The sequence below is a fragment of the Streptococcus sp. CCH8-H5 genome, from assembly GCF_001556505.1.
GTDB lineage: Bacteria > Bacillota > Bacilli > Lactobacillales > Streptococcaceae > Streptococcus.
Genome location: NZ_LSIZ01000108.1, coordinates 15,896 through 39,881 on the forward strand (window position 1 = coordinate 15,896; position 23,986 = coordinate 39,881).

The window sequence follows — 23,986 nt, forward strand, 5'->3', positions numbered from 1 at the left end:
ACTCATTCCATTTCCTCAACACAGTGTTAACCATATCATTTCATTTCCTTGGTTTTCAGAACACAGAATCTCGTCTCAAATGCTTTTTTGAAAGGACTTACACTTATGACTAAAACACTTCCTAAAGATTTTATTTTTGGTGGTGCTACAGCTGCTTATCAAGCAGAAGGTTCAACTCACACAGATGGTAAGGGCCCAGTAGCATGGGATAAGTATCTTGAAGATAATTATTGGTATACAGCAGAGCCTGCAAGTGATTTTTACCATAAATACCCAGTTGATTTAGAATTAGCTGAAGAATATGGTGTTAATGGTATTCGTATTTCTATTGCCTGGTCTCGTATTTTCCCAACGGGCTACGGCGAAGTAAACGAAAAAGGTGTTGAATTCTACCATAAACTATTTGCTGAATGCCACAAGCGTCATGTTGAACCATTTGTGACTTTGCATCATTTTGACACACCAGAAGCTCTTCATTCAAATGGAGATTTCTTAAACCGCGAAAATATAGAACACTTTGTAGATTATGCCGCTTTCTGTTTTGAAGAGTTTCCAGAAGTAAACTACTGGACAACTTTCAATGAAATTGGCCCAATTGGTGATGGTCAATACTTGGTTGGTAAATTCCCTCCAGGCATTCAATATGATCTTGCCAAAGTCTTCCAATCACACCACAACATGATGGTCTCTCATGCACGTGCTGTAAAATTGTATAAGGATAAAGGTTATAAAGGTGAAATTGGTGTTGTTCATGCTTTACCAACTAAATACCCTTATGATCCGGAAAATCCAGCAGATGTTCGTGCTGCTGAACTTGAAGACATCATCCATAACAAATTTATCTTGGATGCAACATATCTTGGGCACTATTCAGATAAAACGATGGAAGGTGTCAACCATATCCTAGCTGAGAATGGTGGAGAACTTGATCTTCGTGATGAAGACTTCCAAACACTTGAAGCAGCTAAAGATTTGAATGATTTCCTTGGTATCAACTATTACATGAGTGATTGGATGCAAGCTTTTGATGGTGAGACTGAAATCATTCACAATGGTAAGGGTGAAAAAGGAAGCTCTAAGTACCAAATTAAGGGTGTTGGTCGTCGAGTAGCTCCTGACTATGTTCCACGCACAGACTGGGATTGGATTATTTATCCTGAAGGCTTGTATGACCAAATCATGCGAGTGAAAAATGATTATCCGAATTACAAGAAGATTTACATCACTGAAAACGGTCTCGGATACAAAGATGAGTTTGTAGATAATACTGTTTATGATGATGGTCGTATTGATTACGTGAAGCAACACTTGGAAGTTTTATCAGACGCGATTGCGGATGGTGCAAATGTTAAAGGTTACTTCATTTGGTCACTTATGGACGTTTTCTCATGGTCAAATGGTTATGAAAAACGTTATGGATTGTTCTATGTAGACTTTGATACGCAAGAACGCTATCCTAAGAAATCAGCACATTGGTATAAGAAAGTAGCAGAAACTCAAGTGATAGAGTAATATCACCTGAGAATGTAATAATTTGTTATCCGATTTTTAGATCAGGCTTTGAAAAGGTATATATTATTAATTTCGAAGATTGTCCTATAATTCCTGAGCTTGAAGCTACCTCACTACTAAAATGTAGTAACTGGTGTGTTTCACCTGGAAAAGAGTGGATTTGCCATTCTGATTTAGCATTATCCGAATTTGAATGGGAAGTTTTACAATTACTCGATGTAGCAATATGTGAGACTGTTCACTTCGAGGTAGATTATTTGCCTTTCCAATAACAAAAAGAAAGGAATTGACTGTGACTATCGAATTAAAAAACGAGTATCTTACGGTTCAGTTTAAAACACTTGGTGGTCAACTGACTTCGATTAAAGACAAAGATGGGTTAGAATATCTCTGGCAAGCTGATCCAGAGTATTGGAATGGACAGGCACCAATTCTATTTCCTATCTGTGGTAGTTTACGTAATGATTGGGCTATTTATAGACCTCAAGAAAGACCCTTTTTTACAGGTCTAATTCGTAGACATGGTTTTGTTCGAAAAGAAGAATTTACTCTTGAAGAAGTTAATGAAAATAGCGTGACTTTCAGTATTAAACCAAATGCTGAGATGCTTGATAATTACCTTTATCGGTTTGAACTAAGAGTTGTTTATACCTTAAATGGGAAATCCATTAGAACCGAGTTTCAGGTAACGAACTTGGAAACTGAAAAAACGATGCCTTACTTCATTGGAGCCCATCCAGCATTCAATTGTCCTTTAGTAGAAGGCGAAAAGTATGAGGACTATTCTCTTGAATTTAGTGAGGTTGAGTCTTGTTCGATACCAAAGAGTTTCCCTGAGACAGGGTTATTAGATTTACAAGATCGGACGCCATTTTTGGAAAACCAAAAGTCTCTTGATTTGGATTACTCACTTTTTTCTCATGACGCCATTACACTTGACCGACTGAAATCTCGCAGCGTGACACTTCGCTCGAGAAAGTCTGGTAAGGGTCTTCGAGTTGATTTTGATGATTTTCCAAACTTGATTCTGTGGTCTACAGCTAATAAAAGTCCATTCATTGCTTTGGAACCTTGGAGTGGTCTCTCCACTTCACTTGAAGAAGGTAATTTCTTAGAAGATAAAAGACAGGTAACGAAAATTTCACCTCAAGAAACTTCTAGAAAAACCTATGATATTACTATCCTTAATTAAAATTTGTTATTATTTGAGTCTTCAATAAGATTTGAATACTCTTACCTTGTGATGATAGAATGGTCTTCTCCGTGCCAGTCTTACCTCGCAAGGTTTTTAAGTTTTTTGTGGGTCTATGTCAACTGTAGTTGGTGACGAAAAGCTAATATCTAAAGACAGTCTGGTAGTAAAAAAATAAGATTATTTACTACTTCTTGATTTAAAATAATAGTGAAGCCATTAATTTGTGGCAAATTTAATTTAATATTTTGCCTCAAATTAGCCACACTTTTTATAGAACTAAGAGGAATAATGAAGTTCTCTTCCTATTAATATTAGTAAATGTTAAGGATAAGTATTCTTTTTATTTTTTGGCGAATGCCGGCTTTTTTGCCACAAATGAGTATCAACATCTTTCGAATGGAATAGTTGACAACTGTTTTTAAGAATTATACTATTGAATTGAATAGATAAGGAGTTGATTTGATGCAAGAGACAATGATTGATTACAAACAAAATATTTACCAAGAGCTATCTCGCTTAACAAAGGGGCTAGGAAGTGAGAAGCGTCTTGATATTTTAAATATATTATCACAGGGACCAAAGACAGTTGAGGGAATTGCGCATGCGACGGGTCTCTCTGTTGCCAATACTTCGCGCCACCTTCAGGTTTTAAAAGAAAGTCACTTGGTGGTGACGAGTCGAAATGGTAATTTTATCCGTTATAGCTTGGCTTCTGAAAAGGTTGTCCAGTTAGTCCTTCTGTTATTTGCCGTCGGTGAAGAACAGTTAGCAGAAGTCAGAGCGATTGAGTCAGACTATGATGAGGCAGCTGGTGTTCCTCAGATTGAGCTCGCTAATGCAATTGAATTAGCAGCTCAGACAGATGTTCTCCTGCTTGATTTAAGGCCTGTTGAGGAGTATGAGGCAGGGCACTTGCCAAAAGCTCTTAATTTACCAATCGATGAGTTTGATCAAAAAAAAGCTCAGCTTCCCAAAGAGAAGACCATCATTGTTTATTGTCGCGGGCGCCAATGTGGCTATGCTAACCTAGCAGCACAGGATTTACAGAGTTTAGGCTACAGTATCTATAGTCTCAATCGCAGTTTTGCTGATTGGAAGTGGGGTGCATCCTCTCGTTCAGAACTTGACTAAGGTGTATTCCTTAGTCTTTTCTTATAACCGGAGACTCGTGAGCAAAATCATTGCAAAATAGATTTAGTGTGCTACAATTCAATTATTCAATAAAAAAGTTGAATTCTTTTTCACTCAACCTATTCAACAACTTCATTGAATTTCATCTTTGAAATACTTCTTATTTAGTATCTCAAAGAAACTAAGTGATACAAATTGGATTTTTAGAAGGGCTAAGTTAACCTTTTTGAAATTCATTCTTTTATTCTTATACTATTCAAATATATGATTGAATAGAAGCGATTTATTTTAGATAGGAGTTTTTTATGACGACACAACTAACAACCGAAACATTTGCGAAATCTATCCAAAATGGGGTAAGTTTTATCGATTTTGGGGCGCAGTGGTGCCCACCTTGTCAGATGATGGAGCCGGTAGTGGAAGAACTTTCACAGGACTTTGACGGAAAAGTAACGATTGCTCAGGTGGATGTGGACCAATCACAAGATCTGGCCAATCTCTTTGGCATTCGTTCTATCCCAACAATGGTGATTTTTAAAGATGGCAAACCCGTTGATGCTCTTGTTGGTGTTCATCCTAAACAAACATTGATAGAAAAAATCCAAGCACAGTTATCATGAGGTGATTTATGTATGATGCAATTATTGTAGGTTCAGGACCTGCAGGGTACACAGCTGGCATTTATTTAAGTCGAGCTGGTTTGAAAAATCGATTGATCACAGGCTATTCTGAGGGTGGTCAATTAACCACCACAACCCTCGTAGAAAATTATCCAGGTTTTGAAAACGGGATTGATGGCAATGAATTAGTCCAAACAATGCGCCGCCAAGCAGAACAGTTTGGCACCGAAATGACCTTTGGATTTGTTCAAAAAATTGAAGGCGAATCGTCTCCTTTCGAGGTACATCTGGATAATGGTGAAATCATTGATACCAAGGCCGTTATTATCGCAACAGGCTCTAGCGCTAAATACCTAGGGATTGAAGGCGAAGAAGAGGCCATCGGAAAAGGTGTCAGCGCTTGTGCGACCTGTGATGCTTTCTTCTATAAAGAGCGTGAAATCCTTGTAGTTGGCGGGGGTGATGTCGCTATGGAAGAAGCCCTCTATTTGACACGCTTTGCATCGAAGGTGACCGTTGTCCACCGCCGCAATGAGTTACGCGCATCTGATATTATGGCCAAACGGGCTCAGGCAAATGATAAAATTCATTGGATGTTAAATTACACGCCTGTCAAAGTTACATCTAATCTGATGGGAATGACTGGTTTGGATGTTCGTAATAATGAAACAGGTGATATTGAGCACATTCAGGCTGACGGTCTCTTTGTGGCCATTGGTCATCAGCCAAACACCGATTTTCTTGATGGAAAATTAGCATTGGATGATAAAGGCTATATTCAAACACAGGCAGGAACAGCAAAGACCTCTGTTGCAGGTATTTTTGCAGCTGGTGATGTGCAAGATCCAAAATACCAACAAGCCATTACTGCAGCAGGTAGCGGTGCCATTGCTGCCCTAGATACATTGGCCTATATTGATAACCTATGATGAAATCAGTCACGTCTAGTATCGAATTAGAAGAACTGTTAGCCGAACATCAAAATCTAGCTCTTCTTGTTTCAGGAAATCAATGCAGTCTATCGTCTCTTGGGCAAAAAGAACTCATAGACACGGCTGAACGAGAGCATTTGGTGCTTTACCAAGCAGATATTTTTCAAGTGCCCCGTCTTATTTCTTTATTTGGCATTCAGCCTACCCTGACGAGTTTATTAGTCTTTAAAAAGGGGCAATTGGTTGATAAGAAAGAGGTTTAAATGGCAAGAAAAGCTTTGATACAAAGGAAAAAGAAGGCCTATCCGGTTCAAGAATACTCACGCTGTTTGGCATGCGGCCGCCCGCATTCGGTTTACCGCAAGTTTAAACTTTGTCGGATTTGTTTACGCCAGCAAGTTTACCAAGGTGTCATTCCTGGGTTGAAAAAAGCTTCTTGGTAGTGGAAAGAAAGGAAGAAGTATGGAAATTAGTTACTGGTCAGATATTGCCTGTCCATTTTGTTACATTGGTGCTAGTCGGATGAAGCGTGCTATGGTAGCTGTTGGTTTAAACCCGGAAGATTTGATAATGAAAGCTTATCAGCTAAATCCCAATGCGCCTTTAGAAACAAGTGAAACCATGCTCACAGAGTTTGCTGCCAGTCACGGTATGACCACTGAGCAAGCTAAAGCTCAGTTTGCGCACATGGAAAGCATGGGAAATGAAGAAGGGCTTCGTATTGATATGGCGGGGATTATCCCAACCAACACCTTTTCAGCTCACCGTCTTATTAAATGGTCGCAGAAGTATTTAGATAAAAAAGATCATCAAAATTTCATTATGGCCTTGTACTATCTTTACTTTGAAGAACATGCCAATATTGCGGATCATTCTGTGTTACTAGCTGTTATCAGTGAGTTCGCTCTACCACAAGAAGAGGCAGCGCAGGTTCTTGCTGGCGATGCGTTTGCTGACGAGGTCAAACGCGATATCTTAGAAGCCAATCAATCAGGCGTTCAAGGTGCACCTTTCTTTGTTCTGAACAATAAGTATGGCATTTCAGGTGCTCAGCCTTATGAATACATGTTAGCGGTATTAAAACAAATTCAAGCAGAGGAAGGAGCACAATAAAATGATAGATACCCCTTTTCAACTACTAGACAGCAATTCAGAAGAGACAGGTTTAGTTTGTGGGATTGATGGCTGCAGCATAGAGCCCTCAACACAGCCGTTAGAAACTCCCTCTCAGCCATTAGAAAAAAGCAAAAAAGCAGTCATTAGGAGGGCAGAATGGAAAAACAAAGGGTAGAAGCCTTGTCAGATGCTATATTGGCCATTATTGTCACAATTATGGCCTTGGAGTTACAGTTACCTAAGGAATTGACCGTAGTAGGACTTAGAAGCATGCTACCCATGCTTTTTATCTACATTACTAGTTTTTGCAAATCATGGCAGTCTGGCTATATTATCATGAACTCTACAAATTAGTAAATCATGTCAGCTTTCGTTTATTTGGAGCCAATAGTTTTTGGCTTTTAACAGCTAGTTTTGTTCCCTTAGCGACTCGAGGGATTGGACAGCATTCCGCTAATTTTGCCTTTCTCCTGTTTTACCTCATCGTTCTTGCCCTTTGGGATGTAGCTTGGATAATCATGACAGCAATGGTGATCAAGACGAGTCAAAGACCGTTATCAGCTGAAGAAAAAAAGATACCTTATCGGTGGGCACTATTATATGGATTGCAGCTAGTAATCATATTATTAGTTGGTTATCTTTTTCCAAATCTCATTCCTATTGCCCCGCTGCTGATGATTGTTAATGTTATCTATGGTTTTTTAAGCAACAAATCTTGAAAAAGACTAAAAATAATGGCTAAATAGCATCGGTTATAAAAACTAGGTCTTAAGAAAGCTCGTAAAGCTAGCCAGTTCTCTAAACGTTAATTCGTTGCTGGACAGCAGAATACAAACGAAAACACTTTGCAACTTGCAAGGTGTTTTTTTGTATGAGAATTGGCGGTGCGCAATTAGGATAGCTCTAGCGACTTTAGTCGCATAGAGATATGCTATGCATAGTTGCCCCAAGAAAACAAGCGAAGCGATGTTTGATTGGATGGCAACCACTGCACTCAAAACGTTAATCGATACGATTATATCAACGTTTCAAAGCACTCAAGAGTTTACCTCATGGGTGCTTTTTTGTATAGATTTCTGAAAAATTGTTCAAAATCTTACTAGAGTTTTGTCTTCATCTTGAAATTCTTATAACAATGTGATATATTTATAACAGATGAGGTGTGATGTATTTATAACATGATGAAAGAAGGTGACGAAAATGAAAATGTCGAAGAACTTAAAGATAATCCTTTATATCGCTAGCATGCTTATTGTTGTATGTTTAGTTTTATTGCTGGGGAATCACCTACCGATTCTAGCAAAAGGTGCTATTATGACGATGTCTTGGCTTCCTACGTATTTGGCTTGTACGATGCAATCGGTCCTCTCAAAATCAACCTATCAAAAGAAAGAGAAAAATATGTTTGGGATTACTGCAAAATTATATACAGTGCTTGTATTTCTCTCGTCATCGATCTATACAATTGGAGTTTGGCTTCTAACTCCTGGTTCTTTGATTAAGAATATAATGTTAGGAATTGGATTAAGTGTTCAATTGTTATTAATGTTTTACTTCTTATTCAAGAGAATTAATGAAGAACCTGATGAACGATTTTATAGAAATATTGCAAAGTCCTCTTCCATTTTGTTTACAATAGCAATCTTTATATTATTGGGAATTGCAACCTTGATAGCCGTCTGTAAAGTTTTTGTTTTGAATGCTGGATTTCTTTATATTTTGGTGGCTTTTTTACTCTTATTATTTGCCATTACTTACTTTATCATTGAAAAAAGGGGATGAAATATGGCGAAAGAAAGTAAAATAAAGACTAACTTGAAAGAAGTAAGGGAAGCTTATGGGATGACTCAACAAGATTTAGCAGATCAAGTAGGAATACGGAGAGAAACGATTGTTCACTTAGAAAATAACCGCTACAACCCTTCGTTGGAAATGACTTTAAAAATAGCACAAGTCTTTAATAAACAAGTGGAAGAACTATTTCGTCTGAAATAAGAGAAGTAAAACAATCCAATTGATTTGTGTATTAGTTTTTTGGAGACTTGTTATTCTGAGAAGAGGTTTTGGTAAGAGGGAGTGTTTTCAAAGGATTTTTCTTGACTTCACCTTAGTTGCAACGCATTCAAAAATAAGATAATAGTTTATTTTTCAAGCATTTTAACCCAATAATAGAACTTTTTAGACCGAAATACTTTCAAAAATGCTAATGTTTCTCTAATCTATTCAATTTTGAGGTCTTGCATATTATGTAGTTATCATACAAAAGCGCTCAAAGTGAATGAGTACATTCATTTGAAAGATGATATTGTTATATACTTCAAACATATTATCAGTAAAGGGTTTTATACGTCTATTAAATATCTCTTGATTTTTGTCCAAAAAACTTCACATAATAATGAATGTATATTTTACAAATTATGCTTTTATATATGATTCAAATTTGTATTTAAACTTAGCAGAGGACATAATAAATTACCTAAAATAACATTAAAATTAAAAATGATTAATTATTGCTATTTGGTAACAGACTTCAAAACCCCTTTGTTTGTAGGAATTGTAGGATATATTAAAAATTTAAAAAAGTTTTTAAAAATTGTTGACATATCTCTAGATAGTGTTATAATCTATAGATGTCAGGGAGGTCCTGATACTAAATATATAATAATCCATTAGAGGAGAAACAATTATGAAAAAAGTATTGCTTACATCAGCTGCAGTTCTTGCAGTATTCGCTTCATCAGCAGCAGTTTTCGCTAACGACGGTAACGTTCACACTGGAAACCTTGATAACAAAACTGAAGCAACTGGTGGTGACTTCTTCACAAACAACGAAGGTGGTCTTACTCAAGCTGCTAAAGATGGTCTTAACAACGTTGACGCAGATTCAACTAAACAAAAATTTGAAGATGCTGGTGAACACATCGAACCAAAACGTGATGCTAACGGAAACATCATCAAAGATGAATTTGTAGTTACTGATAAAGCTAACGCTAACAAAGATGCTAAAGAAGAAGCTAAAGCTGTTAAAGCTGCAGAAAAGAAAGCTCCAGCAGCTAAAGCTGAAGCTAAAGCTCTTCCAAACACAGCAGCTGTTAAATAATTAACTGTTATTGCTAAAAAGAATATCACTGGAGCTTAAGCTTCGGTGATATTTTTCTATGGATAAAGAAAAGGATTTGACATTTCATGAGTAATCACAATCGTAAATCTAATGGATCTCGCAATAAACTGATTGCTGGGATTTCTGCCGTAGTAATTGCTGCTTTGGCAATTTTCCTTGGCTTCCAGTTTATGTCTCCAACAGCATCATCCTCTAATGGTGTTAAGAGTGTTTTAACGACTAAAAAAGCAAACACTTATAAAGTTTCAGATGAGGAGAAAGCCTACCTCAAAAATAAATTTGATGGTCTTGAGGCAACAAACCCTGATACTATCGCTTATGTCTATGCACCAGGGACTAAATTGGATGAGCCGGTTGTTCAAACAACGGACAATTCAACCTATTTAGATAAAACATTCGATGGAGGAAACGTTCCATATTTGGGAACTGTCTTCATGGATACAGACAATAAGAAAGATTTCAGTGATCGTTTGACTTGGCTCTTCGGCCATGCTCGAGGCAGTAAGGTTGCTGATAGTCGTATGTTCAACGATGTTAACTACTATAGTGATCAGTCGTTCTTTGATAAACACAAATATGTTGTTATTGAGACGCCTCAACGTAAGTACTATTATGAAGCGCTTGCTATGGTAATTGTGCCTGAAGACACAGCTTTCTATCGTACATCATTTGAAAGCGATAAAGACTTTAAACAACAGTTGGATATTATCTATGATCAAGCAAGTGTTAAAAACAAGGATTTGAAGGTTAGTGCTTCAGATAAATACCTCGTTCTTTCTACTTGTCGTGAGGAAGATGAAACGATTCGTGCCAATCTCTACTTACGTCAAATTCCAGACTCTGAAATGTCTGATTTTGTAGCTAAACATGGTAAAGATTTGGAATACACACCAACACGCTAATCATTAACAGAACTCTACTTCAGTATGAAGTAGAGTTTTTATCTTGTCTAAGAAAACTGATCTTTTCAATCGTCGTGGAATTGAGATGTAACCGTTTATTAATCTTTTTTATCATCAATGGATAAGTTTTTTTGGTACACTAGAAGTATGAAAAAGGAGAGTATTATGAAACAGAGCCAGGCTAAAAAGCGTGACAATGCGATGACTAATAAGATTCTGATGGGGTTGATTGCTCTTGTCTTAGGTTTGCTTTTTCTTGAGATTTTAATTGTTCATAGTAAGAACGAACAGCAAAAGAATGCCTCGAACCAAGTACAGACAGCACGTATCATGGCTAATGGGGACTTGCTCTATCATGACGGTCTCTATATGAGTGCCCTGCAGGCAGATGGTAGCTATGATTTCACGGAGAATTTTACTTATGTGAAGCCGTGGTTAAAGCAGGCTGATTTGGTTTTGGGTGATTTTGAGGGAACTATCAATCCTGATTATCCTTTGTCAGGCTATCCTCTGTTTAATGCTCCTCAATCAGTGACTGCAGCTATTAAGGATGCTGGCTATGATGTTATGGATTTGGCTCATAATCATATCTTGGATTCTGGTTTAGAGGGAGCTTTTACAACAGCTGATGCTTTTAAAAAAGTAGGAATTGATCCTGTTGGTGTTTATGAAAAGCCGGTGCGTGATAAGGCACCACTCCTCATCAAGAATGTTAATGGTATCAAGGTTGCAATACTTTCCTATGCTTATGGTTACAATGGACTAGAGTCGAACTTAACGGATAAAGAGGTTGCAGACCACTTATCGAATTTGGATGAAAAACGTATGAAAGCTGAGATTCAGCGTGCGGAAAAAGAAGCAGATATCACGGTTATCATGCCTCAGATGGGTGTTGAGTATCGTTTGGAACCGACAGATGAACAGGTTAAACTCTATCATAAGATGATTGATTGGGGTGCCGATATTATCTTTGGAGGTCATCCTCATGTGGTTGAGCCTTCAGAGGTGGTTAAAAAGGATGGGCAGCAAAAACTTATTATTTACTCAATGGGAAATTTTATCTCTAACCAGCGCATAGAGACTATGGATGGTGTGGATAGTGCAGAGTGGACAGAGAGAGGTGTCTTAATGGATGTGACCCTTGAGAAAAAGAATGGTCAAACCACGATTAAGACGGCTCAAGCACATCCGACTTGGGTTAACCGTACGCCTAAAGGAACAACTTCGCCAGAGGGGTATCCTTTGTATACTTACCAAACTTATATTTTAGAGGATTTCATTAAAGGTGGTAAATATAGAAATAAACTAGATGAAGAGACCAAAGAACGTATCGATACTGCCTATAAAGAAATGAATGCCCATGTTAATTTAAAATGGAAATAAAGCTAAGATATCGCCTAAATTTGGCGGTATTTTTTGTTTATCGACAAGTTACCCACAGACTTATCCACAGGTGTGGATAAGTCTGTTAACTGTGTTGAATATTGATTTTTTAAGGTTTTAAAAGAAGGAAATTATTTAGGTTGTGAACAAGTTTATCCACAAGTAGTTAGGTCAAAGAGAGGATGTTTTCATAAACGATAATGATTAAATGTTGCTGAAATATTCGTCTTTTTCAAGAAAAAAGAGGCAATTTTCATAAAAAATAGCATTTTTAATCAAAATATGCTAAAATTATACAAAATAAAATGATGGAGGCTTCTCATGAAAGCAATTATTACAGTTGTAGGTAAGGATAAAGCGGGTATTGTTGCGGGTGTTGCGACTAAGGTGGCAGAACTTGGCTTGAATATTGATGATATTTCTCAAACAGTCCTTGATGAATTCTTTACCATGATGGCGGTTGTATCATCGGAAGGCAAACAAGATTTTACACACCTACGTGCTGAATTGGAAGCCTTTGGTGAGTCATTGAACGTTAAAATCAACATCCAAAGTTCAGCGATTTTTGATGCGATGCACAACTTGTAAGATAGGAGTAGCTTAAAATGGATATTAAACAGGTCACAGAAACCATTGCCATGATTGAGGAACAGAATTTTGATGTTCGTACCATTACCATGGGAATCTCACTCCTAGACTGTATCGATTCAGATATCGATAAGGCAGCGGAAAAAGTCTATAACAAGATTGTATCTAAGGCTAAGAATTTGGTAGCTGTTGGTGACGAAATTGCGGCTGAACTTGGTATTCCGATTGTTAATAAACGTGTCTCTGTTACTCCAATCTCAATCATCGGTGCGGCAACAGATGCGACAGACTATGTCCCATTTGCGAAGGCGCTTGACCGAGCAGCTAAGGAAATCGGCGTTAACTTTATTGGTGGTTTCTCTGCGCTCGTTCAAAAGGGTTACCAAAAAGGTGATGAGATTCTTATCAATTCTATTCCACGTGCGCTTGCTGAGACTGATTTTGTCTGTTCGTCTGTCAACATTGGTTCAACAAAGACCGGTATTAACATGACAGCAGTACGTGACATGGGACGTATCATCAAAGAGGCTTCTCAGGCAGATCCAATGGGTCCAGGTAAATTGGTTGTCTTTGCCAATGCGGTTGAAGATAATCCATTTATGGCAGGTGCCTTCCACGGTGTTGGTGAGGCTGATGTTGTAATCAATGTTGGGGTTTCAGGTCCTGGTGTTGTGCAACGTGCAGTTGAGAAAGTTCCAGGCGAAAGTTTCGATGTTTTAGCTGAAACTGTTAAGAAGACTGCCTTCAAAATCACACGTGTTGGTCAGTTGGTTGGTCAAATGGCCAGTGAACGTCTTGGTGTCGAGTTCGGTATTGTAGATTTGTCTCTTGCGCCAACACCAGCAGTTGGTGATTCAGTAGCCCGTGTCCTTGAAGTGATGGGGCTTGAAGTTGTTGGTACACATGGTACTACTGCAGCTCTAGCCCTTCTTAATGACCAAGTTAAAAAAGGTGGTATCATGGCATGTAACCAAGTTGGTGGTTTGTCAGGTGCCTTTATTCCGGTTTCTGAAGATGAGGGGATGATTGCGGCTGTTAAATCTGGTCATATCAACCTTGAAAAATTGGAAGCTATGACAGCCATCTGTTCTGTTGGTCTAGACATGATTGCTATTCCTGCTGATACGCCAGATACTACAATCGCGGCCATGATTGCTGATGAAGCGGCTATCGGTGTTATTAACCAGAAAACAACAGCTGTTCGTATTATTCCTTATGGTAAGGAAGGTGACATGCTGGAACTTGGAGGTCTTCTTGGGTATGCACCGGTAATGAAGGTAAACAAAGCTTCATCGGCTGACTTCATTGCGCGTGGTGGTCAAATCCCAGCTCCTGTTCACAGCTTTAAAAACTAAACGGATGATAAATGCTTTGCCAATTGGTAAGGCATTTTCTGATGGTCTCGCTGGCTAGATAGTCGAGGGGATTTGTGCTATAATGAATTCAAAAATGACGGAAAGAAGGGGCGCTATGAGTAAGGTTAGGTTATATATTGCGAGACACGGCAAAACCATGTTTAACACCATTGGTCGTGCACAAGGTTGGTCTGATAGTCCTTTGACCCCGTTCGGTGAAGAAGGTATTCGTGAATTGGGGGTAGGTCTGAAAGCGGCAGATATTCCTTTTAAAGCTGCATATTCTAGTGATTCAGGTCGAACGATTCAAACTATGGATATCATTTTGCGTGAGACGGGTTTAGAAACTATTCCCTATAAACGTGACAAACGTATTCGTGAGTGGTGTTTTGGTAGTTTAGATGGTGGCTATGATGGTGAACTTTTCTACGGTGTGCTACCGAGAACAGATGCTTTTCAAGGTAAGGATTTGCATGAGGTAACTTATCCTGAACTTGCACAAGGTATCCTTGATGTGGATACGGCTGGTTGGGCAGAGTCTTGGGAAGTGCTCAGAAAACGTATTATAGAAGGGTTTACAGCTATGGCTGAGGATCTTGAGAGGTCTGGTGGTGGTGATGCTATCGTCGTTAGTCACGGTATGACTATCGCAACTTTTGCATGGTTAATTGATCCTTCTGTCGAGCATCCTTCATTGGACAACGGTTCGGTTACTGTTGTTGCTTATGAAAATGGTAAATTTACATTAGAAGCACTTGGCGATATGACTTATCGTCAGGTTGGGCGAGAGATAATAGAAAAAGAAAATGGTAAAAAATAACTATCCAAGTCGCCGTCAGGCGAAAAAGCAAACCAACTGGTTTTTGGTTATCAGTAGTGTCTTGATTGCAGTCCTTTTAGTTGCAGCAGGACTTTATTCTGTATTTGGTGTCAGTCGTACGGTTCAACAAACCAATGGATCGTCGGTAATAAAAAGTAGTAAGCAAGCTACCGATGCGACTCGAAGCAAGGATACAAAGGGACTACCTGATGTATCGCCTAAAGACTGGGAATTGCTTTTGGTAAATCGAGATAATAAGTCTAAAGAACTTAACCCTGAGATTGCTGATGTCGATGGTGTTTCTGTAGATGCGAGAATTGCTAAGAATGCTAAGGAGTTTTTAGCGGCTGCTCAAGAAATTGATCCAAGTTATCACTTGATATCCGGTTATCGTAGTGTCGCTTATCAGACAGAACTTTATAACAGTTATGTTCAGCAGGAAATGGCTGCTGACCCAAGTTTGACGGAGTCTCAGGCGGAGAAAAAGGTTCAAACCTATTCACAACCACCAGGAGCGAGTGAACACCAGACAGGTCTTGCGATTGATATGAGTACTGTAGATAGCTTAAATGAAGCAGATCCAGATACAGTAGCTAAAGTCAAAGAGTTGGCGCCGAAATATGGCTTTGTTCTTCGTTTTCCAGATGGTAAAACATCATCAACTGGTGTAGGCTACGAGGATTGGCATTTCCGCTATGTTGGTAAAGAGTCAGCAGAGTATATGACTGAACATAATCTTACTTTGGAGGAATATTTGGCATTATTAAAGGAGAAAACTAAGTGAGACGACGTTTTAAACTAAAAGCCTTCATAACCTTAGTTGCTGTTTTCGCTTTAGGTATTGTCTTACCTTTGATTCTTCATGTCTCTACAGATGATAATGCTCGTTCGGTAAAGGTTGCTTACACGCAGCAAGAGTTTATTGAGACCTTAGCTCCAACAGCTCAAAAGATGTCCAAAAACTATGGTGTGCCAGCGTCAATTCTCCTTAGCCAAGCTGCATATGAGTCGAATTATGGTAGCAGTCTTTTATCTGTTAAATACCATAACATCTACAGTCTGGTAGCTCAGCCGGGTCAAGAACGTATTCGTTTAAAGGATAGTATCTACAGTAAAGGGAAATGGCAATACCAAAAGGTGGATTTTGCAGTTTTTAAGGATTGGTCAAGTTCTATGATGACTTATTTAGAAGAACTTCGCCAAGGAACGTGGGGCGAGTCGACCTATAAAGAGGTGGCAGGAACGACTAGTTATAAAGTTGCGGCAGAAAAACTACAAGCTGCGGGTTTTAGCAGTGATCCAGAGTACGCCAAACACCTCATATCTATTATTGAGACCTATCATTTGTCAAAATATGATTGATAAAATTAGAGTACCTCGGAGGTGCTCTTTTTTGCTTCTCTAGGTCTTGAGATGTATTTTTAGCACTCTCTCAAAAAGAGTGCTAATTTTTGGGTTTTTTGGGTTGACATGTTCAAGTTTAGGTGTATAATAGAATCATAAGTTAGCAGTCGATGTGTTAGAGTGCTAATAAAAAGAAATGAGGTGACATCGTGATTACGCAAAGGCAAAACACTATTTTGAATTTGATAGTTGAGATGTTCACTCGTACACATGAACCGGTTGGTTCTAAAGCGTTACAAGAATCAATTGATTCGAGTTCAGCGACCATTCGTAATGACATGGCCAAGCTAGAAAAGATGGGCTATCTTGAAAAAGCTCATACTTCTAGTGGGCGTATGCCAAGCCGAGCAGGTTTCCAGTATTTCGTCGCTAATTCTTTGAATCTTGATACGATTGATGAACAAGATGTTTATCAAGTGGTTAAAGCTTTCGACTTTGAAGCTTTTAAACTTGAAGATATCTTGGATGCAGCGGCAAAGCTGCTGGCAGAAATGACAGGATGCACAGCAGTGATTCAAGATGTGGAACCGACACGACAACGTCTGACTGGATTTGACATTGTTCATCTATCCAATCACGACGCTTTAGCGGTTCTTACTCTAGATGAATCTAAGCCTGTGACAGTTCAGTTTGCTATTCCAAAGAATTTCTTGTCTAGTGATTTGGAAATTCTTCATAAGCTTGTTCAAGAACGTTTTTTGGGAAACACTGTCTTAGATATCCATTACCGATTGAGAACTGAGATTCCTCAGATTGTGCAAAAGTATTTCAAGATAACAGATAATGTTTTAGATTTGTTTGATTATATCTTTTCACAACTTTTTCAGGAATTGATTTTCATTGAAGGTAAGGTTGCATCACTGACCTATGCCGACTTAAAAACCTATCAATTTTTGGACAATCCACAACATGTGGCACTTGAGCTTCGATCAGCTATCTCCGATGATGAAGTGACCAAGATTTCGGTTGCAGAATCAACTGAAGAAGCGCTTGAAAATGTCACAGTTATGAGTCATAAATTCCTGATTCCTTATCGTGGGATGGCGCTCATGCATGTGATTGGCCCAGTTGAAATGGATTATCGTCGCATGGTTAGTTTGGTCAATGTTATTAGTAGAGTTTTGGTTATGAAGTTGACGGATTATTACCGTTACCTCAATAGTAACCATTATGAAGTTAGCTAAGATATAACATTAAAATAGTATAGAAAGAGGTGTATGCCTTGACTGAAGATATTAAAAAAGAAGAAGTGAAAGAAGAGGAAGCTACGGAGACAACTGAAGAAGTTGTAGAGGAAGTAAGCGAACCTTCTGAACTTGAAGAAGCCCAAGCGCGTGCCGAAGAATTTGAAAACAAATACCTTCGTGCTCATGCAGAAATGCAAAACATTCAGCGCCGTTCTAATGAAGAACGTCAACAATTGCAAAAGTATCGTAGCCAAGATTTGGCAAAAGCAATTTTGCCATCACTTGATAACCTTGAACGCGCTCTTGCCGTTGAGGGCTTGACTGATGATGTCAAAAAAGGTTTGGAAATGGTGCAAGAAAGTTTAGTGCATGCTCTTAAAGAGGAAGGAATTGAAGAAATCCCAGCAGATGGTGATTTCGATCACAACTTCCACATGGCGATTCAAACAATGCCTGCAGATGATGAACATCCAGCAGATACGATTGCACAAGTTTTCCAAAAAGGGTATAAACTCCACGAACGCGTCTTACGCCCAGCTATGGTAGTTGTATATAATTAATTGAAAACTTGTCCGAAATGACAGAAAACTATGAATGAAAGATAAAAAAGCAAAATAGAAATTAAGTAAAAAGGGGAAAAACATATGTCTAAAATCATTGGTATTGACTTAGGTACAACAAACTCAGCAGTAGCAGTTCTTGAAGGAACTGAATCAAAAATTATCGCAAACCCAGAAGGTAACCGCACAACTCCATCTGTTGTGTCATTCAAAAACGGTGAAATCATCGTTGGTGACGCTGCAAAACGTCAAGCAGTAACAAACCCAGATACAATCATCTCTATCAAATCTAAGATGGGTACTTCTGAAAAAGTTTCTGCAAACGGTAAAGAATACACACCACAAGAAATTTCAGCTATGATTCTTCAATACTTGAAAGGTTATGCTGAAGATTACCTTGGTGAAAAAGTAACTAAAGCAGTTATCACAGTGCCTGCTTACTTCAATGATGCTCAACGTCAAGCGACTAAAGACGCTGGTAAAATTGCTGGTCTTGAAGTAGAACGTATCGTTAACGAACCAACAGCAGCAGCCCTTGCTTATGGTTTGGATAAGACTGATAAAGAAGAAAAAATCTTGGTATTCGACCTTGGTGGTGGTACATTCGACGTATCTATTCTTGAATTGGGTGATGGTGTCTTTGATGTATTGGCAACTGCAGGGGATAACAAACTCGGTGGTGATGACTTTGACCAAAAAATCATCGACCATATGGTTGAAGAATTCAAGAAAGAAAATGGTATCGACTTGTCAACAGACAAGATGGCTCTTCAACGTTTGAAAGATGCAGCTGAAAAAGCTAAGAAAGACCTTTCTGGTGTCACTTCAACACAAATCAGCTTGCCATTCATCACTGCTGGTGAGGCTGGGCCTCTTCACTTGGAAATGACATTAACTCGTGCGAAATTCGATGATTTGACTCGTGATCTTGTAGAACGTACGAAAACTCCAGTTCGTCAAGCCCTTTCAGATGCAGGTTTGAGCTTGTCAGATATTGACGAAGTTATCCTTGTCGGTGGTTCAACTCGTATCCCTGCCGTTGTAGAAGCTGTTAAAGCTGAAACTGGTAAAGAACCAAATAAATCAGTTAACCCTGATGAAGTAGTTGCTATGGGTGCTGCTATCCAAGGTGGTGTTATCACTGGTGATGTCAAAGACGTTGTCCTTCTTGATGTAACTCCATTGTCACTTGGTATCGAAACAATGGGTGGAGTGTTCACAAAACTCATCGACCGCAACACTACAATTCCAACATCTAAGTCACAAGTCTTCTCAACTGCAGCAGACAACCAACCAGCCGTTGATATCCACGTTCTTCAAGGGGAACGCCCAATGGCAGCAGATAACAAGACTCTTGGACGTTTCCAATTGACTGATATCCCAGCTGCACCTCGTGGTATCCCACAAATCGAAGTTACTTTCGATATTGATAAGAACGGTATCGTATCTGTTAAAGCTAAAGACCTTGGAACTCAAAAGGAACAAACAATTGTTATCCAATCTAACTCTGGTTTGACAGACGAAGAAATTGAAAAGATGATGAAAGATGCTGAAGCAAATGCTGAAGCAGATGCAAAACGTAAAGAAGAAGTAGATCTTCGTAACGAAGTTGACCAAGCTATCTTTGCAACTGAAAAGACAATCAAAGAAACAGAAGGTAAAGGCTTCGACACAGAACGTGATGCTGCTCAATCAGCCCTTGATGACCTTAAGAAAGCTCAAGAATCAGGCAATCTTGATGACATGAAAGCTAAATTGGAAGCTCTTAACGAAAAAGCTCAAGCTCTTGCGGTTAAACTTTACGAACAAGCTGCAGCAGCACAACAAGCTCAAGCAGGAGCAGAAGGTGCACAAACAGCAGATAACTCAGGCGACGATGTCGTAGACGGAGAGTTTACTGAAAAATAAGATGCAAAGCCCGTTAAAACCTCATAGTGAAAATAGGAGATTCGACGCAGAAACTTTAGTTTCTAGGAAGATTTATCTTTTTCACCAAGAGGTTAGGGCGTGCTCAATTCTGACTAATTGGTAAATGATAGTAAGAAATCCAGAGGTTGCAACCCAGCCTCTGTTTTTCGGTAAAATAGAGGATGTTGCGTATGAAAAAAGTACTTTGTATCATTTATCCTAATTTTTCTCTTTATGAGATAACCGCTTTAACAAGTACTTTAGCTTTGTCTTTTGGTGTCACGATTGATTATGCCGCTTCAGATCATTCGATGGTGGTCTCTGAGGATGGCTTACCCTGTCAACCGACCAAAACATTGGATCAAATCCGTATAGAAGAGTATTCTTGTGTGATTTTGCCAGGAATGGTTAACATTGGACCTGCTCTACAGGATGAAAAATTGATATCGTTTTTGAGGGAGCTTGGTGAGCAAGATGTCTTAATTGCAGCCATTTCTTCAGCCCCCCTTTTATTAGCCAAAGCAGGCTTGTTGAAGGACACGAAATTTACAGGTGGAATTTGGCAAAACTTCTTTGACTATTTTGAATTTCTTCCTCGTGAGAATTTCCAACCGAAAGTCCTTGTGCAAGATAAACAGATCATTACGGCTATAGGATTCGCACATCAAGAGTTTGCAAGGAAAGTGATTCTAAGTCTAGGGTTGGCAGAAAATACGGGCAACTATTTTAAAGAAAAAAACGAGTACGCTGAAGAGGATTTGTTATTTACTCTATCAGATGAAGAGTTTGATCAAGTGAAGCGAAGTATAGAAAACATCCTCTAAAGATTTACATAAAAATTATAGAAAGGAACAAAGAGTGTTCGAGAAATTGAACACGAGCGGAAAGCTAGGAAATTAGATAAACCTCCTAAGAAATCAGGATTTTTTGTCGGTTTCCTAAATTTCAGTTGCTTTCTGTTCGCTCTTAGTATCTTGTATGAACAATACCGAATATTACGATCGTCTTGGGGTATCTAAGGATGCCTCTCAAGATGAAATCAAACGTGCCTATCGTAAGATGTCTAAGAAATACCACCCAGACATTAATAAAGAACCAGGTGCGGAAGAAAAATATAAAGAGGTCCAAGAGGCCTACGAAACTCTAAGTGATGACCAAAAACGTGCAGCCTATGACCAATACGGACCAGATGGTGCGAATGGTTTTGGTGGTCAAGGAGGCTTTGGAGGCTTCGATGGTGGTGCAGGCTTTGGAGGTTTTGAGGATATCTTCTCTAGCTTCTTTGGTGGTGGTGCTACTCGTAACCCTAATGCTCCACGTCAAGGTGATGATCTTCAGTACCGTGTCAACCTAAGCTTCGAAGAGGCGATTTTTGGTGCCGAAAAAGAAGTGCACTATAATCGTGAAGCGACATGTAAGACATGTTCAGGATCTGGTGCAAAACCTGGAACAAGCCCTGTAACTTGTGGTCGCTGTCATGGTCAAGGGGTTATCAATGTTGATACGCAAACGCCACTTGGTATGATGCGTCGTCAAGTAACCTGTGATGTCTGTCATGGAACAGGTCAAGAAATTAAAGAGCCATGTCAAACTTGTCATGGAACAGGACATGAAAAACAAAGCCACAAAGTATCTGTCAAGATTCCAGCAGGTGTTGAAACAGGTCAACAAATCCGTCTTGCTGGTCAAGGTGAAGCTGGTTTCAATGGTGGTCCTTATGGAGACCTCTTTGTAATCATCAATGTTAATCCAAGCGATAAATTTACGCGTGATGGATCAACAATTTACTATACACTTAATATTTCCTTTGTCCAAGCAGCCCTTGGTGACACTGTTGAAGTACCAACGGTTCACGGAAATGTTGAGATGACCATCCCAGCAGGAACTCAAACAGGCAAAACTTTCCGTCTAAAAGGAAAGGGTGCTCCACGTCTTCGTGGAGGTTCACAAGGAGACCAACACGTTACAGTTAAGATTGTAACTCCTACGAAGCTAAATGATGCTCAAAAAGAAGCTCTCCTTGCATTCGCCAAAGCAAGTGGTGATGAAAAAATCGCACCACAGAAAAAAGGTTTCTTCAATAAAGTAAAGGATGCCTTAGAAGATTTATAAAGGAAGGACGCTTAATGCGTCTTTTTCTTTACGCCAAAAACTGTATGGGGTCAGTTGGCGATTGACCTACTTTTTATCCTTAAAAAAATCTGATATGATAATTCTATGGTTAGATACAAAGCGACAATTTCCTATGATGGTACACTTTTCTCAGGTTTTCAAAGACAACCAAATGCACGTTCCATTCAAGAAGAACTTGAAAAGACTCTCTTACGGTTAAATAGCGGTACACCTGTCACCGTTCATGGAGCGGGTCGTACAGATGCAGGTGTTCATGCCTATGGACAAGTTATTCACTTCGATTTGCCTCAAGAGCGAGATCCAGAGAAGTTGCGTTTCGGTTTAGATACACAATGTCCAGATGATATTGATGTTGTTAGTATCGAACTTGTATCGGAGGAATTCCATGCGCGATACAACAAACACAGTAAAACTTATGAGTTCCTAGTAGATGCAGGGCGACCTAAGAACCCCATGATGCGTAATTATGCGACCTACTATCCCTACCCTCTAAGTTTAGCACCTATGCAGGAGGCTGCTAAGGATTTGGTCGGTACACATGATTTTACAGGCTTCACAGCTTCAGGAACTTCTGTAGAAAATAAAGTACGCACAATTACCCAGGCTAGTGTATCTATCGATGAGAAAACTGGATTTTATATCTTTACTTTTTCTGGTAATGGTTTTCTCTATAAGCAAGTTAGAAATATGGTTGGCACCTTGTTAAAGATTGGCAATGGCCGCATGCCTGTTTTACAAGTGAAGACAGTGTTGGAAAGTCGTGACCGTAATCTTGCAGGACCAACGGCAGCAGGAAATGGGCTATATTTAAAGGAGATACGATATGAGTGATGAATTGATTTTAGCGATTTCAGGGAATGATATTTTTAGTGGTGGCGGACTTCATGCAGATTTAGCGACATTTACCACAAATAAACAGCATGGATTTGTGGCTCTTACCTGTCTGACAGCTATGACTGAGAATGGTTTTGAGGTCATTCCGGTTGATACTAATGTTTTTAAACAACAACTTGATTCACTAAAAGATGTCCCCTTCTCAGCAATTAAAATTGGTTTGTTGCCTAACGTTGAGATCGCAGAATTAACGTTGGATTTTGTTAAAAATCATTCTGATATTCCAATTGTCTTGGATCCCGTTTTAGTATGTAAGGAGACTCATGACGTTGAAGTTTCTCAACTACGTGATGAATTGGTTAAATTTTTCCCTTATATCACGGTTATCACTCCGAACTTACCTGAAGTCGAACTGCTTATAGATAGAAAGATCAAGACTCTTGATGATATGAAGCATGCGGCTAGCTATCTCAATGAATTAGGTGCTAAGACTGTCGTTGTTAAGGGTGGAAACCGCTTGGATGGTACTAAAGCGATAGATGTCTTTTATGATGGAACAGACTACAAATTGTTTGAAGAAGCTGTGCTAGACAAAAATAATACCGGTGCAGGATGTACATTTGCTTCAAGTATAGCTAGTGAATTAGTTAAAGGATGTTCAGAAACTGAAGCTGTGGCAAATGCTAAAGCCTTTGTTTATGAATCAATTAAACAATCAAATGAATTTGGAGTAGTTCAATATGCAAAATAAGAAAACAAAAGAGCTAACATTATTAGCTATCTTAACAGCTTTATCAGTGACCTTTGGATTCGTAGCTAAAATTCCAACTCCGACAGGGCTTTTAACTTTGGTAGATGCAGGAATCTACTTCACAGCCTTCTATCTTGGTAAGAAAGAGGGGGCAATTGTGGGCGGATTGTCTGCTTTTCTGATAGATCTGCTATCATCTGCTCCGCAATGGATGTTTATCAGTTTGTTAATCCATGGTGCACAAGGTTATTTTGCTGGCTTTAAAGGGAACTATCGTATCCTAGGCCTTCTGATTGCTACAATTGTGATGGTGGGTGGCTATGCACTTGCTTCAGTATTTATGTATGGAACAGGAGCTTCAATCGCAGAAGTGATTCCTAATTTCTGCCAGAATGCTCTTGGCGTAGTTGTTGGATGGGTATTATATCAAGGATTCAAAAAAGTTCAGTCTAAAAAAGGTTAATAACATTACTAAACCTTATTGACAATAACTAAATTGGGTGTTAAGATATAAAAGTTGTCTTAACAGACTTG

Annotated in this window: 29 protein-coding genes; all 29 read left to right on the forward strand. The window is 38.9% G+C overall.

Annotated features, from left to right (window positions below; translation table 11 throughout):
- Window positions 1-105 precede the first annotated feature (105 nt).
- The 29 genes from lacG (at window position 106) to AX663_RS07330 (ending at window position 23,915) form a co-directional block, all read left to right on the forward strand.
- Complete coding sequence (lacG, locus tag AX663_RS07200; RefSeq protein ID WP_060973116.1) at window positions 106-1,512, forward strand: 6-phospho-beta-galactosidase; 1,407 nt, start codon at window positions 106-108, stop codon at window positions 1,510-1,512.
- A complete protein-coding gene (locus AX663_RS10425; RefSeq protein ID WP_073686143.1) occupies window positions 1,512-1,784 on the forward strand; it encodes a DUF3884 family protein in 273 nt (90 codons plus the stop codon). Before lacG ends, AX663_RS10425 begins: the two co-directional genes overlap by 1 nt.
- Window positions 1,785-1,804: 20 nt before the next feature.
- Window positions 1,805-2,704 carry an aldose 1-epimerase family protein gene (locus AX663_RS07205; protein ID WP_002889672.1) on the forward strand — a complete coding sequence of 300 codons (900 nt, stop codon included), beginning with the start codon at window positions 1,805-1,807 and terminating at the stop codon, window positions 2,702-2,704.
- 465 nt (window positions 2,705-3,169) lie between these two features.
- Window positions 3,170-3,838, forward strand: coding sequence for an ArsR/SmtB family transcription factor (locus tag AX663_RS07210; protein ID WP_037604025.1), 669 nt, complete (start codon window positions 3,170-3,172; stop codon window positions 3,836-3,838).
- A 305-nt stretch (window positions 3,839-4,143) separates the two neighbouring features.
- On the forward strand, window positions 4,144-4,458 hold the full coding sequence (trxA, locus tag AX663_RS07215; protein ID WP_037604026.1) for a thioredoxin: 315 nt from the start codon (window positions 4,144-4,146) through the stop codon (window positions 4,456-4,458).
- Window positions 4,459-4,466: 8 nt separating this feature from the next.
- Window positions 4,467-5,387 (forward strand): thioredoxin-disulfide reductase, encoded by a 921-nt coding sequence (gene trxB / locus AX663_RS07220; protein WP_021143448.1) that lies wholly within the window; start codon window positions 4,467-4,469, stop codon window positions 5,385-5,387.
- Window positions 5,384-5,653, forward strand: coding sequence for a hypothetical protein (locus AX663_RS07225; RefSeq protein WP_037620098.1), 270 nt, complete (start codon window positions 5,384-5,386; stop codon window positions 5,651-5,653). The genes trxB and AX663_RS07225 overlap by 4 nt, the downstream gene beginning before the upstream one ends.
- Window positions 5,654-5,833: a type Z 30S ribosomal protein S14 gene (locus AX663_RS07230; RefSeq protein ID WP_014677714.1), complete on the forward strand. Its 180-nt coding sequence runs from the start codon at window positions 5,654-5,656 to the stop codon at window positions 5,831-5,833. It abuts the gene before it with no gap.
- A 19-nt stretch (window positions 5,834-5,852) separates the two neighbouring features.
- Complete coding sequence (locus tag AX663_RS07235; protein ID WP_060973117.1) at window positions 5,853-6,503, forward strand: DsbA family oxidoreductase; 651 nt, start codon at window positions 5,853-5,855, stop codon at window positions 6,501-6,503.
- A gap of 159 nt (window positions 6,504-6,662) precedes the next feature.
- A complete protein-coding gene (locus AX663_RS10960; protein ID WP_231724220.1) occupies window positions 6,663-6,860 on the forward strand; it encodes a TMEM175 family protein in 198 nt (65 codons plus the stop codon).
- Window positions 6,821-7,225, forward strand: a complete 405-nt coding sequence (locus AX663_RS07240) for a DUF1211 domain-containing protein (protein WP_231724221.1) — start codon at window positions 6,821-6,823, stop codon at window positions 7,223-7,225. Before AX663_RS10960 ends, AX663_RS07240 begins: the two co-directional genes overlap by 40 nt.
- Window positions 7,226-7,706: 481 nt before the next feature.
- Entirely contained in the window at window positions 7,707-8,288 is a 582-nt protein-coding gene (locus tag AX663_RS07245; protein ID WP_060973118.1) for a hypothetical protein, read from the forward strand.
- Between the two features lie 3 nt (window positions 8,289-8,291).
- Window positions 8,292-8,501 carry a helix-turn-helix transcriptional regulator gene (locus tag AX663_RS07250; protein ID WP_060973119.1) on the forward strand — a complete coding sequence of 70 codons (210 nt, stop codon included), beginning with the start codon at window positions 8,292-8,294 and terminating at the stop codon, window positions 8,499-8,501.
- 691 nt (window positions 8,502-9,192) lie between these two features.
- Window positions 9,193-9,606 carry an LPKTxAVK-anchored surface protein gene (locus AX663_RS07255; RefSeq protein WP_002889684.1) on the forward strand — a complete coding sequence of 138 codons (414 nt, stop codon included), beginning with the start codon at window positions 9,193-9,195 and terminating at the stop codon, window positions 9,604-9,606.
- Window positions 9,607-9,692: 86 nt separating this feature from the next.
- Complete coding sequence (gene srtB, locus AX663_RS07260; RefSeq protein WP_002889691.1) at window positions 9,693-10,529, forward strand: class B sortase, LPKTxAVK-specific; 837 nt, start codon at window positions 9,693-9,695, stop codon at window positions 10,527-10,529.
- Between the two features lie 165 nt (window positions 10,530-10,694).
- Window positions 10,695-11,912: a CapA family protein gene (locus tag AX663_RS07265; RefSeq protein ID WP_060973120.1), complete on the forward strand. Its 1,218-nt coding sequence runs from the start codon at window positions 10,695-10,697 to the stop codon at window positions 11,910-11,912.
- Window positions 11,913-12,233: 321 nt separating this feature from the next.
- Window positions 12,234-12,500, forward strand: coding sequence for an ACT domain-containing protein (locus AX663_RS07270; protein ID WP_002889695.1), 267 nt, complete (start codon window positions 12,234-12,236; stop codon window positions 12,498-12,500).
- A 17-nt stretch (window positions 12,501-12,517) separates the two neighbouring features.
- On the forward strand, window positions 12,518-13,855 hold the full coding sequence (locus AX663_RS07275; protein ID WP_060973121.1) for a PFL family protein: 1,338 nt from the start codon (window positions 12,518-12,520) through the stop codon (window positions 13,853-13,855).
- A 115-nt stretch (window positions 13,856-13,970) separates the two neighbouring features.
- Window positions 13,971-14,675, forward strand: coding sequence for a histidine phosphatase family protein (locus tag AX663_RS07280; RefSeq protein WP_060973122.1), 705 nt, complete (start codon window positions 13,971-13,973; stop codon window positions 14,673-14,675).
- Window positions 14,662-15,459, forward strand: coding sequence for a M15 family metallopeptidase (locus tag AX663_RS07285; protein ID WP_060973123.1), 798 nt, complete (start codon window positions 14,662-14,664; stop codon window positions 15,457-15,459). Before AX663_RS07280 ends, AX663_RS07285 begins: the two co-directional genes overlap by 14 nt.
- Window positions 15,456-16,037 (forward strand): glycoside hydrolase family 73 protein, encoded by a 582-nt coding sequence (locus AX663_RS07290; protein WP_060973124.1) that lies wholly within the window; start codon window positions 15,456-15,458, stop codon window positions 16,035-16,037. Before AX663_RS07285 ends, AX663_RS07290 begins: the two co-directional genes overlap by 4 nt.
- A 191-nt stretch (window positions 16,038-16,228) precedes the next feature.
- Window positions 16,229-17,263 (forward strand): heat-inducible transcriptional repressor HrcA, encoded by a 1,035-nt coding sequence (gene hrcA, locus AX663_RS07295; RefSeq protein ID WP_060973125.1) that lies wholly within the window; start codon window positions 16,229-16,231, stop codon window positions 17,261-17,263.
- A gap of 38 nt (window positions 17,264-17,301) precedes the next feature.
- Window positions 17,302-17,826 (forward strand): nucleotide exchange factor GrpE, encoded by a 525-nt coding sequence (gene grpE, locus AX663_RS07300; protein WP_037598025.1) that lies wholly within the window; start codon window positions 17,302-17,304, stop codon window positions 17,824-17,826.
- A gap of 84 nt (window positions 17,827-17,910) precedes the next feature.
- The gene (dnaK, locus tag AX663_RS07305) at window positions 17,911-19,734 is read left to right on the forward strand and encodes a molecular chaperone DnaK (protein WP_002886397.1); all 1,824 of its coding nucleotides are present in this window, start codon (window positions 17,911-17,913) and stop codon (window positions 19,732-19,734) included.
- 191 nt (window positions 19,735-19,925) lie between these two features.
- On the forward strand, window positions 19,926-20,558 hold the full coding sequence (locus AX663_RS07310) for a DJ-1/PfpI family protein (RefSeq protein ID WP_060973126.1): 633 nt from the start codon (window positions 19,926-19,928) through the stop codon (window positions 20,556-20,558).
- Window positions 20,559-20,712: 154 nt separating this feature from the next.
- Window positions 20,713-21,846, forward strand: a complete 1,134-nt coding sequence (gene dnaJ / locus AX663_RS07315; RefSeq protein ID WP_002886399.1) for a molecular chaperone DnaJ — start codon at window positions 20,713-20,715, stop codon at window positions 21,844-21,846.
- Between the two features lie 105 nt (window positions 21,847-21,951).
- Window positions 21,952-22,698 (forward strand): tRNA pseudouridine(38-40) synthase TruA, encoded by a 747-nt coding sequence (gene truA, locus AX663_RS07320; protein ID WP_060973127.1) that lies wholly within the window; start codon window positions 21,952-21,954, stop codon window positions 22,696-22,698.
- Window positions 22,691-23,452 carry a bifunctional hydroxymethylpyrimidine kinase/phosphomethylpyrimidine kinase gene (locus tag AX663_RS07325; RefSeq protein ID WP_060973128.1) on the forward strand — a complete coding sequence of 254 codons (762 nt, stop codon included), beginning with the start codon at window positions 22,691-22,693 and terminating at the stop codon, window positions 23,450-23,452. The genes truA and AX663_RS07325 overlap by 8 nt, the downstream gene beginning before the upstream one ends.
- Complete coding sequence (locus AX663_RS07330; RefSeq protein ID WP_060973129.1) at window positions 23,442-23,915, forward strand: ECF transporter S component; 474 nt, start codon at window positions 23,442-23,444, stop codon at window positions 23,913-23,915. The genes AX663_RS07325 and AX663_RS07330 overlap by 11 nt, the downstream gene beginning before the upstream one ends.
- Window positions 23,916-23,986: the final 71 nt, after the last annotated feature.

Excerpts from the sequence above, each read along its gene's own strand:
- lacG (WP_060973116.1), top strand. The coding sequence starts at position 106 with ATGACTAAAACACTTCCTAAAGATTTTATTTTTGGTGGTGCTACAGCT.
- AX663_RS07210 (WP_037604025.1), top strand. The coding sequence starts at position 3,170 with ATGCAAGAGACAATGATTGATTACAAACAAAATATTTACCAAGAGCTA.
- trxA (WP_037604026.1), top strand. The coding sequence starts at position 4,144 with ATGACGACACAACTAACAACCGAAACATTTGCGAAATCTATCCAAAAT.
- trxB (WP_021143448.1), top strand. The coding sequence starts at position 4,467 with ATGTATGATGCAATTATTGTAGGTTCAGGACCTGCAGGGTACACAGCT.
- AX663_RS07225 (WP_037620098.1), top strand. The coding sequence starts at position 5,384 with ATGATGAAATCAGTCACGTCTAGTATCGAATTAGAAGAACTGTTAGCC.
- AX663_RS07230 (WP_014677714.1), top strand. The coding sequence starts at position 5,654 with ATGGCAAGAAAAGCTTTGATACAAAGGAAAAAGAAGGCCTATCCGGTT.
- AX663_RS07235 (WP_060973117.1), top strand. The coding sequence starts at position 5,853 with ATGGAAATTAGTTACTGGTCAGATATTGCCTGTCCATTTTGTTACATT.
- AX663_RS10960 (WP_231724220.1), top strand. The coding sequence starts at position 6,663 with ATGGAAAAACAAAGGGTAGAAGCCTTGTCAGATGCTATATTGGCCATT.
- AX663_RS07240 (WP_231724221.1), top strand. The coding sequence starts at position 6,821 with ATGGCAGTCTGGCTATATTATCATGAACTCTACAAATTAGTAAATCAT.
- AX663_RS07245 (WP_060973118.1), top strand. The coding sequence starts at position 7,707 with ATGAAAATGTCGAAGAACTTAAAGATAATCCTTTATATCGCTAGCATG.
- AX663_RS07250 (WP_060973119.1), top strand. The coding sequence starts at position 8,292 with ATGGCGAAAGAAAGTAAAATAAAGACTAACTTGAAAGAAGTAAGGGAA.
- AX663_RS07255 (WP_002889684.1), top strand. The coding sequence starts at position 9,193 with ATGAAAAAAGTATTGCTTACATCAGCTGCAGTTCTTGCAGTATTCGCT.
- srtB (WP_002889691.1), top strand. The coding sequence starts at position 9,693 with ATGAGTAATCACAATCGTAAATCTAATGGATCTCGCAATAAACTGATT.
- AX663_RS07265 (WP_060973120.1), top strand. The coding sequence starts at position 10,695 with ATGAAACAGAGCCAGGCTAAAAAGCGTGACAATGCGATGACTAATAAG.
- AX663_RS07270 (WP_002889695.1), top strand. The coding sequence starts at position 12,234 with ATGAAAGCAATTATTACAGTTGTAGGTAAGGATAAAGCGGGTATTGTT.
- AX663_RS07275 (WP_060973121.1), top strand. The coding sequence starts at position 12,518 with ATGGATATTAAACAGGTCACAGAAACCATTGCCATGATTGAGGAACAG.
- AX663_RS07280 (WP_060973122.1), top strand. The coding sequence starts at position 13,971 with ATGAGTAAGGTTAGGTTATATATTGCGAGACACGGCAAAACCATGTTT.
- AX663_RS07285 (WP_060973123.1), top strand. The coding sequence starts at position 14,662 with ATGGTAAAAAATAACTATCCAAGTCGCCGTCAGGCGAAAAAGCAAACC.
- dnaK (WP_002886397.1), top strand. The coding sequence starts at position 17,911 with ATGTCTAAAATCATTGGTATTGACTTAGGTACAACAAACTCAGCAGTA.
- AX663_RS07310 (WP_060973126.1), top strand. The coding sequence starts at position 19,926 with ATGAAAAAAGTACTTTGTATCATTTATCCTAATTTTTCTCTTTATGAG.
- dnaJ (WP_002886399.1), top strand. The coding sequence starts at position 20,713 with ATGAACAATACCGAATATTACGATCGTCTTGGGGTATCTAAGGATGCC.
- truA (WP_060973127.1), top strand. The coding sequence starts at position 21,952 with ATGGTTAGATACAAAGCGACAATTTCCTATGATGGTACACTTTTCTCA.
- AX663_RS07325 (WP_060973128.1), top strand. The coding sequence starts at position 22,691 with ATGAGTGATGAATTGATTTTAGCGATTTCAGGGAATGATATTTTTAGT.
- AX663_RS07330 (WP_060973129.1), top strand. The coding sequence starts at position 23,442 with ATGCAAAATAAGAAAACAAAAGAGCTAACATTATTAGCTATCTTAACA.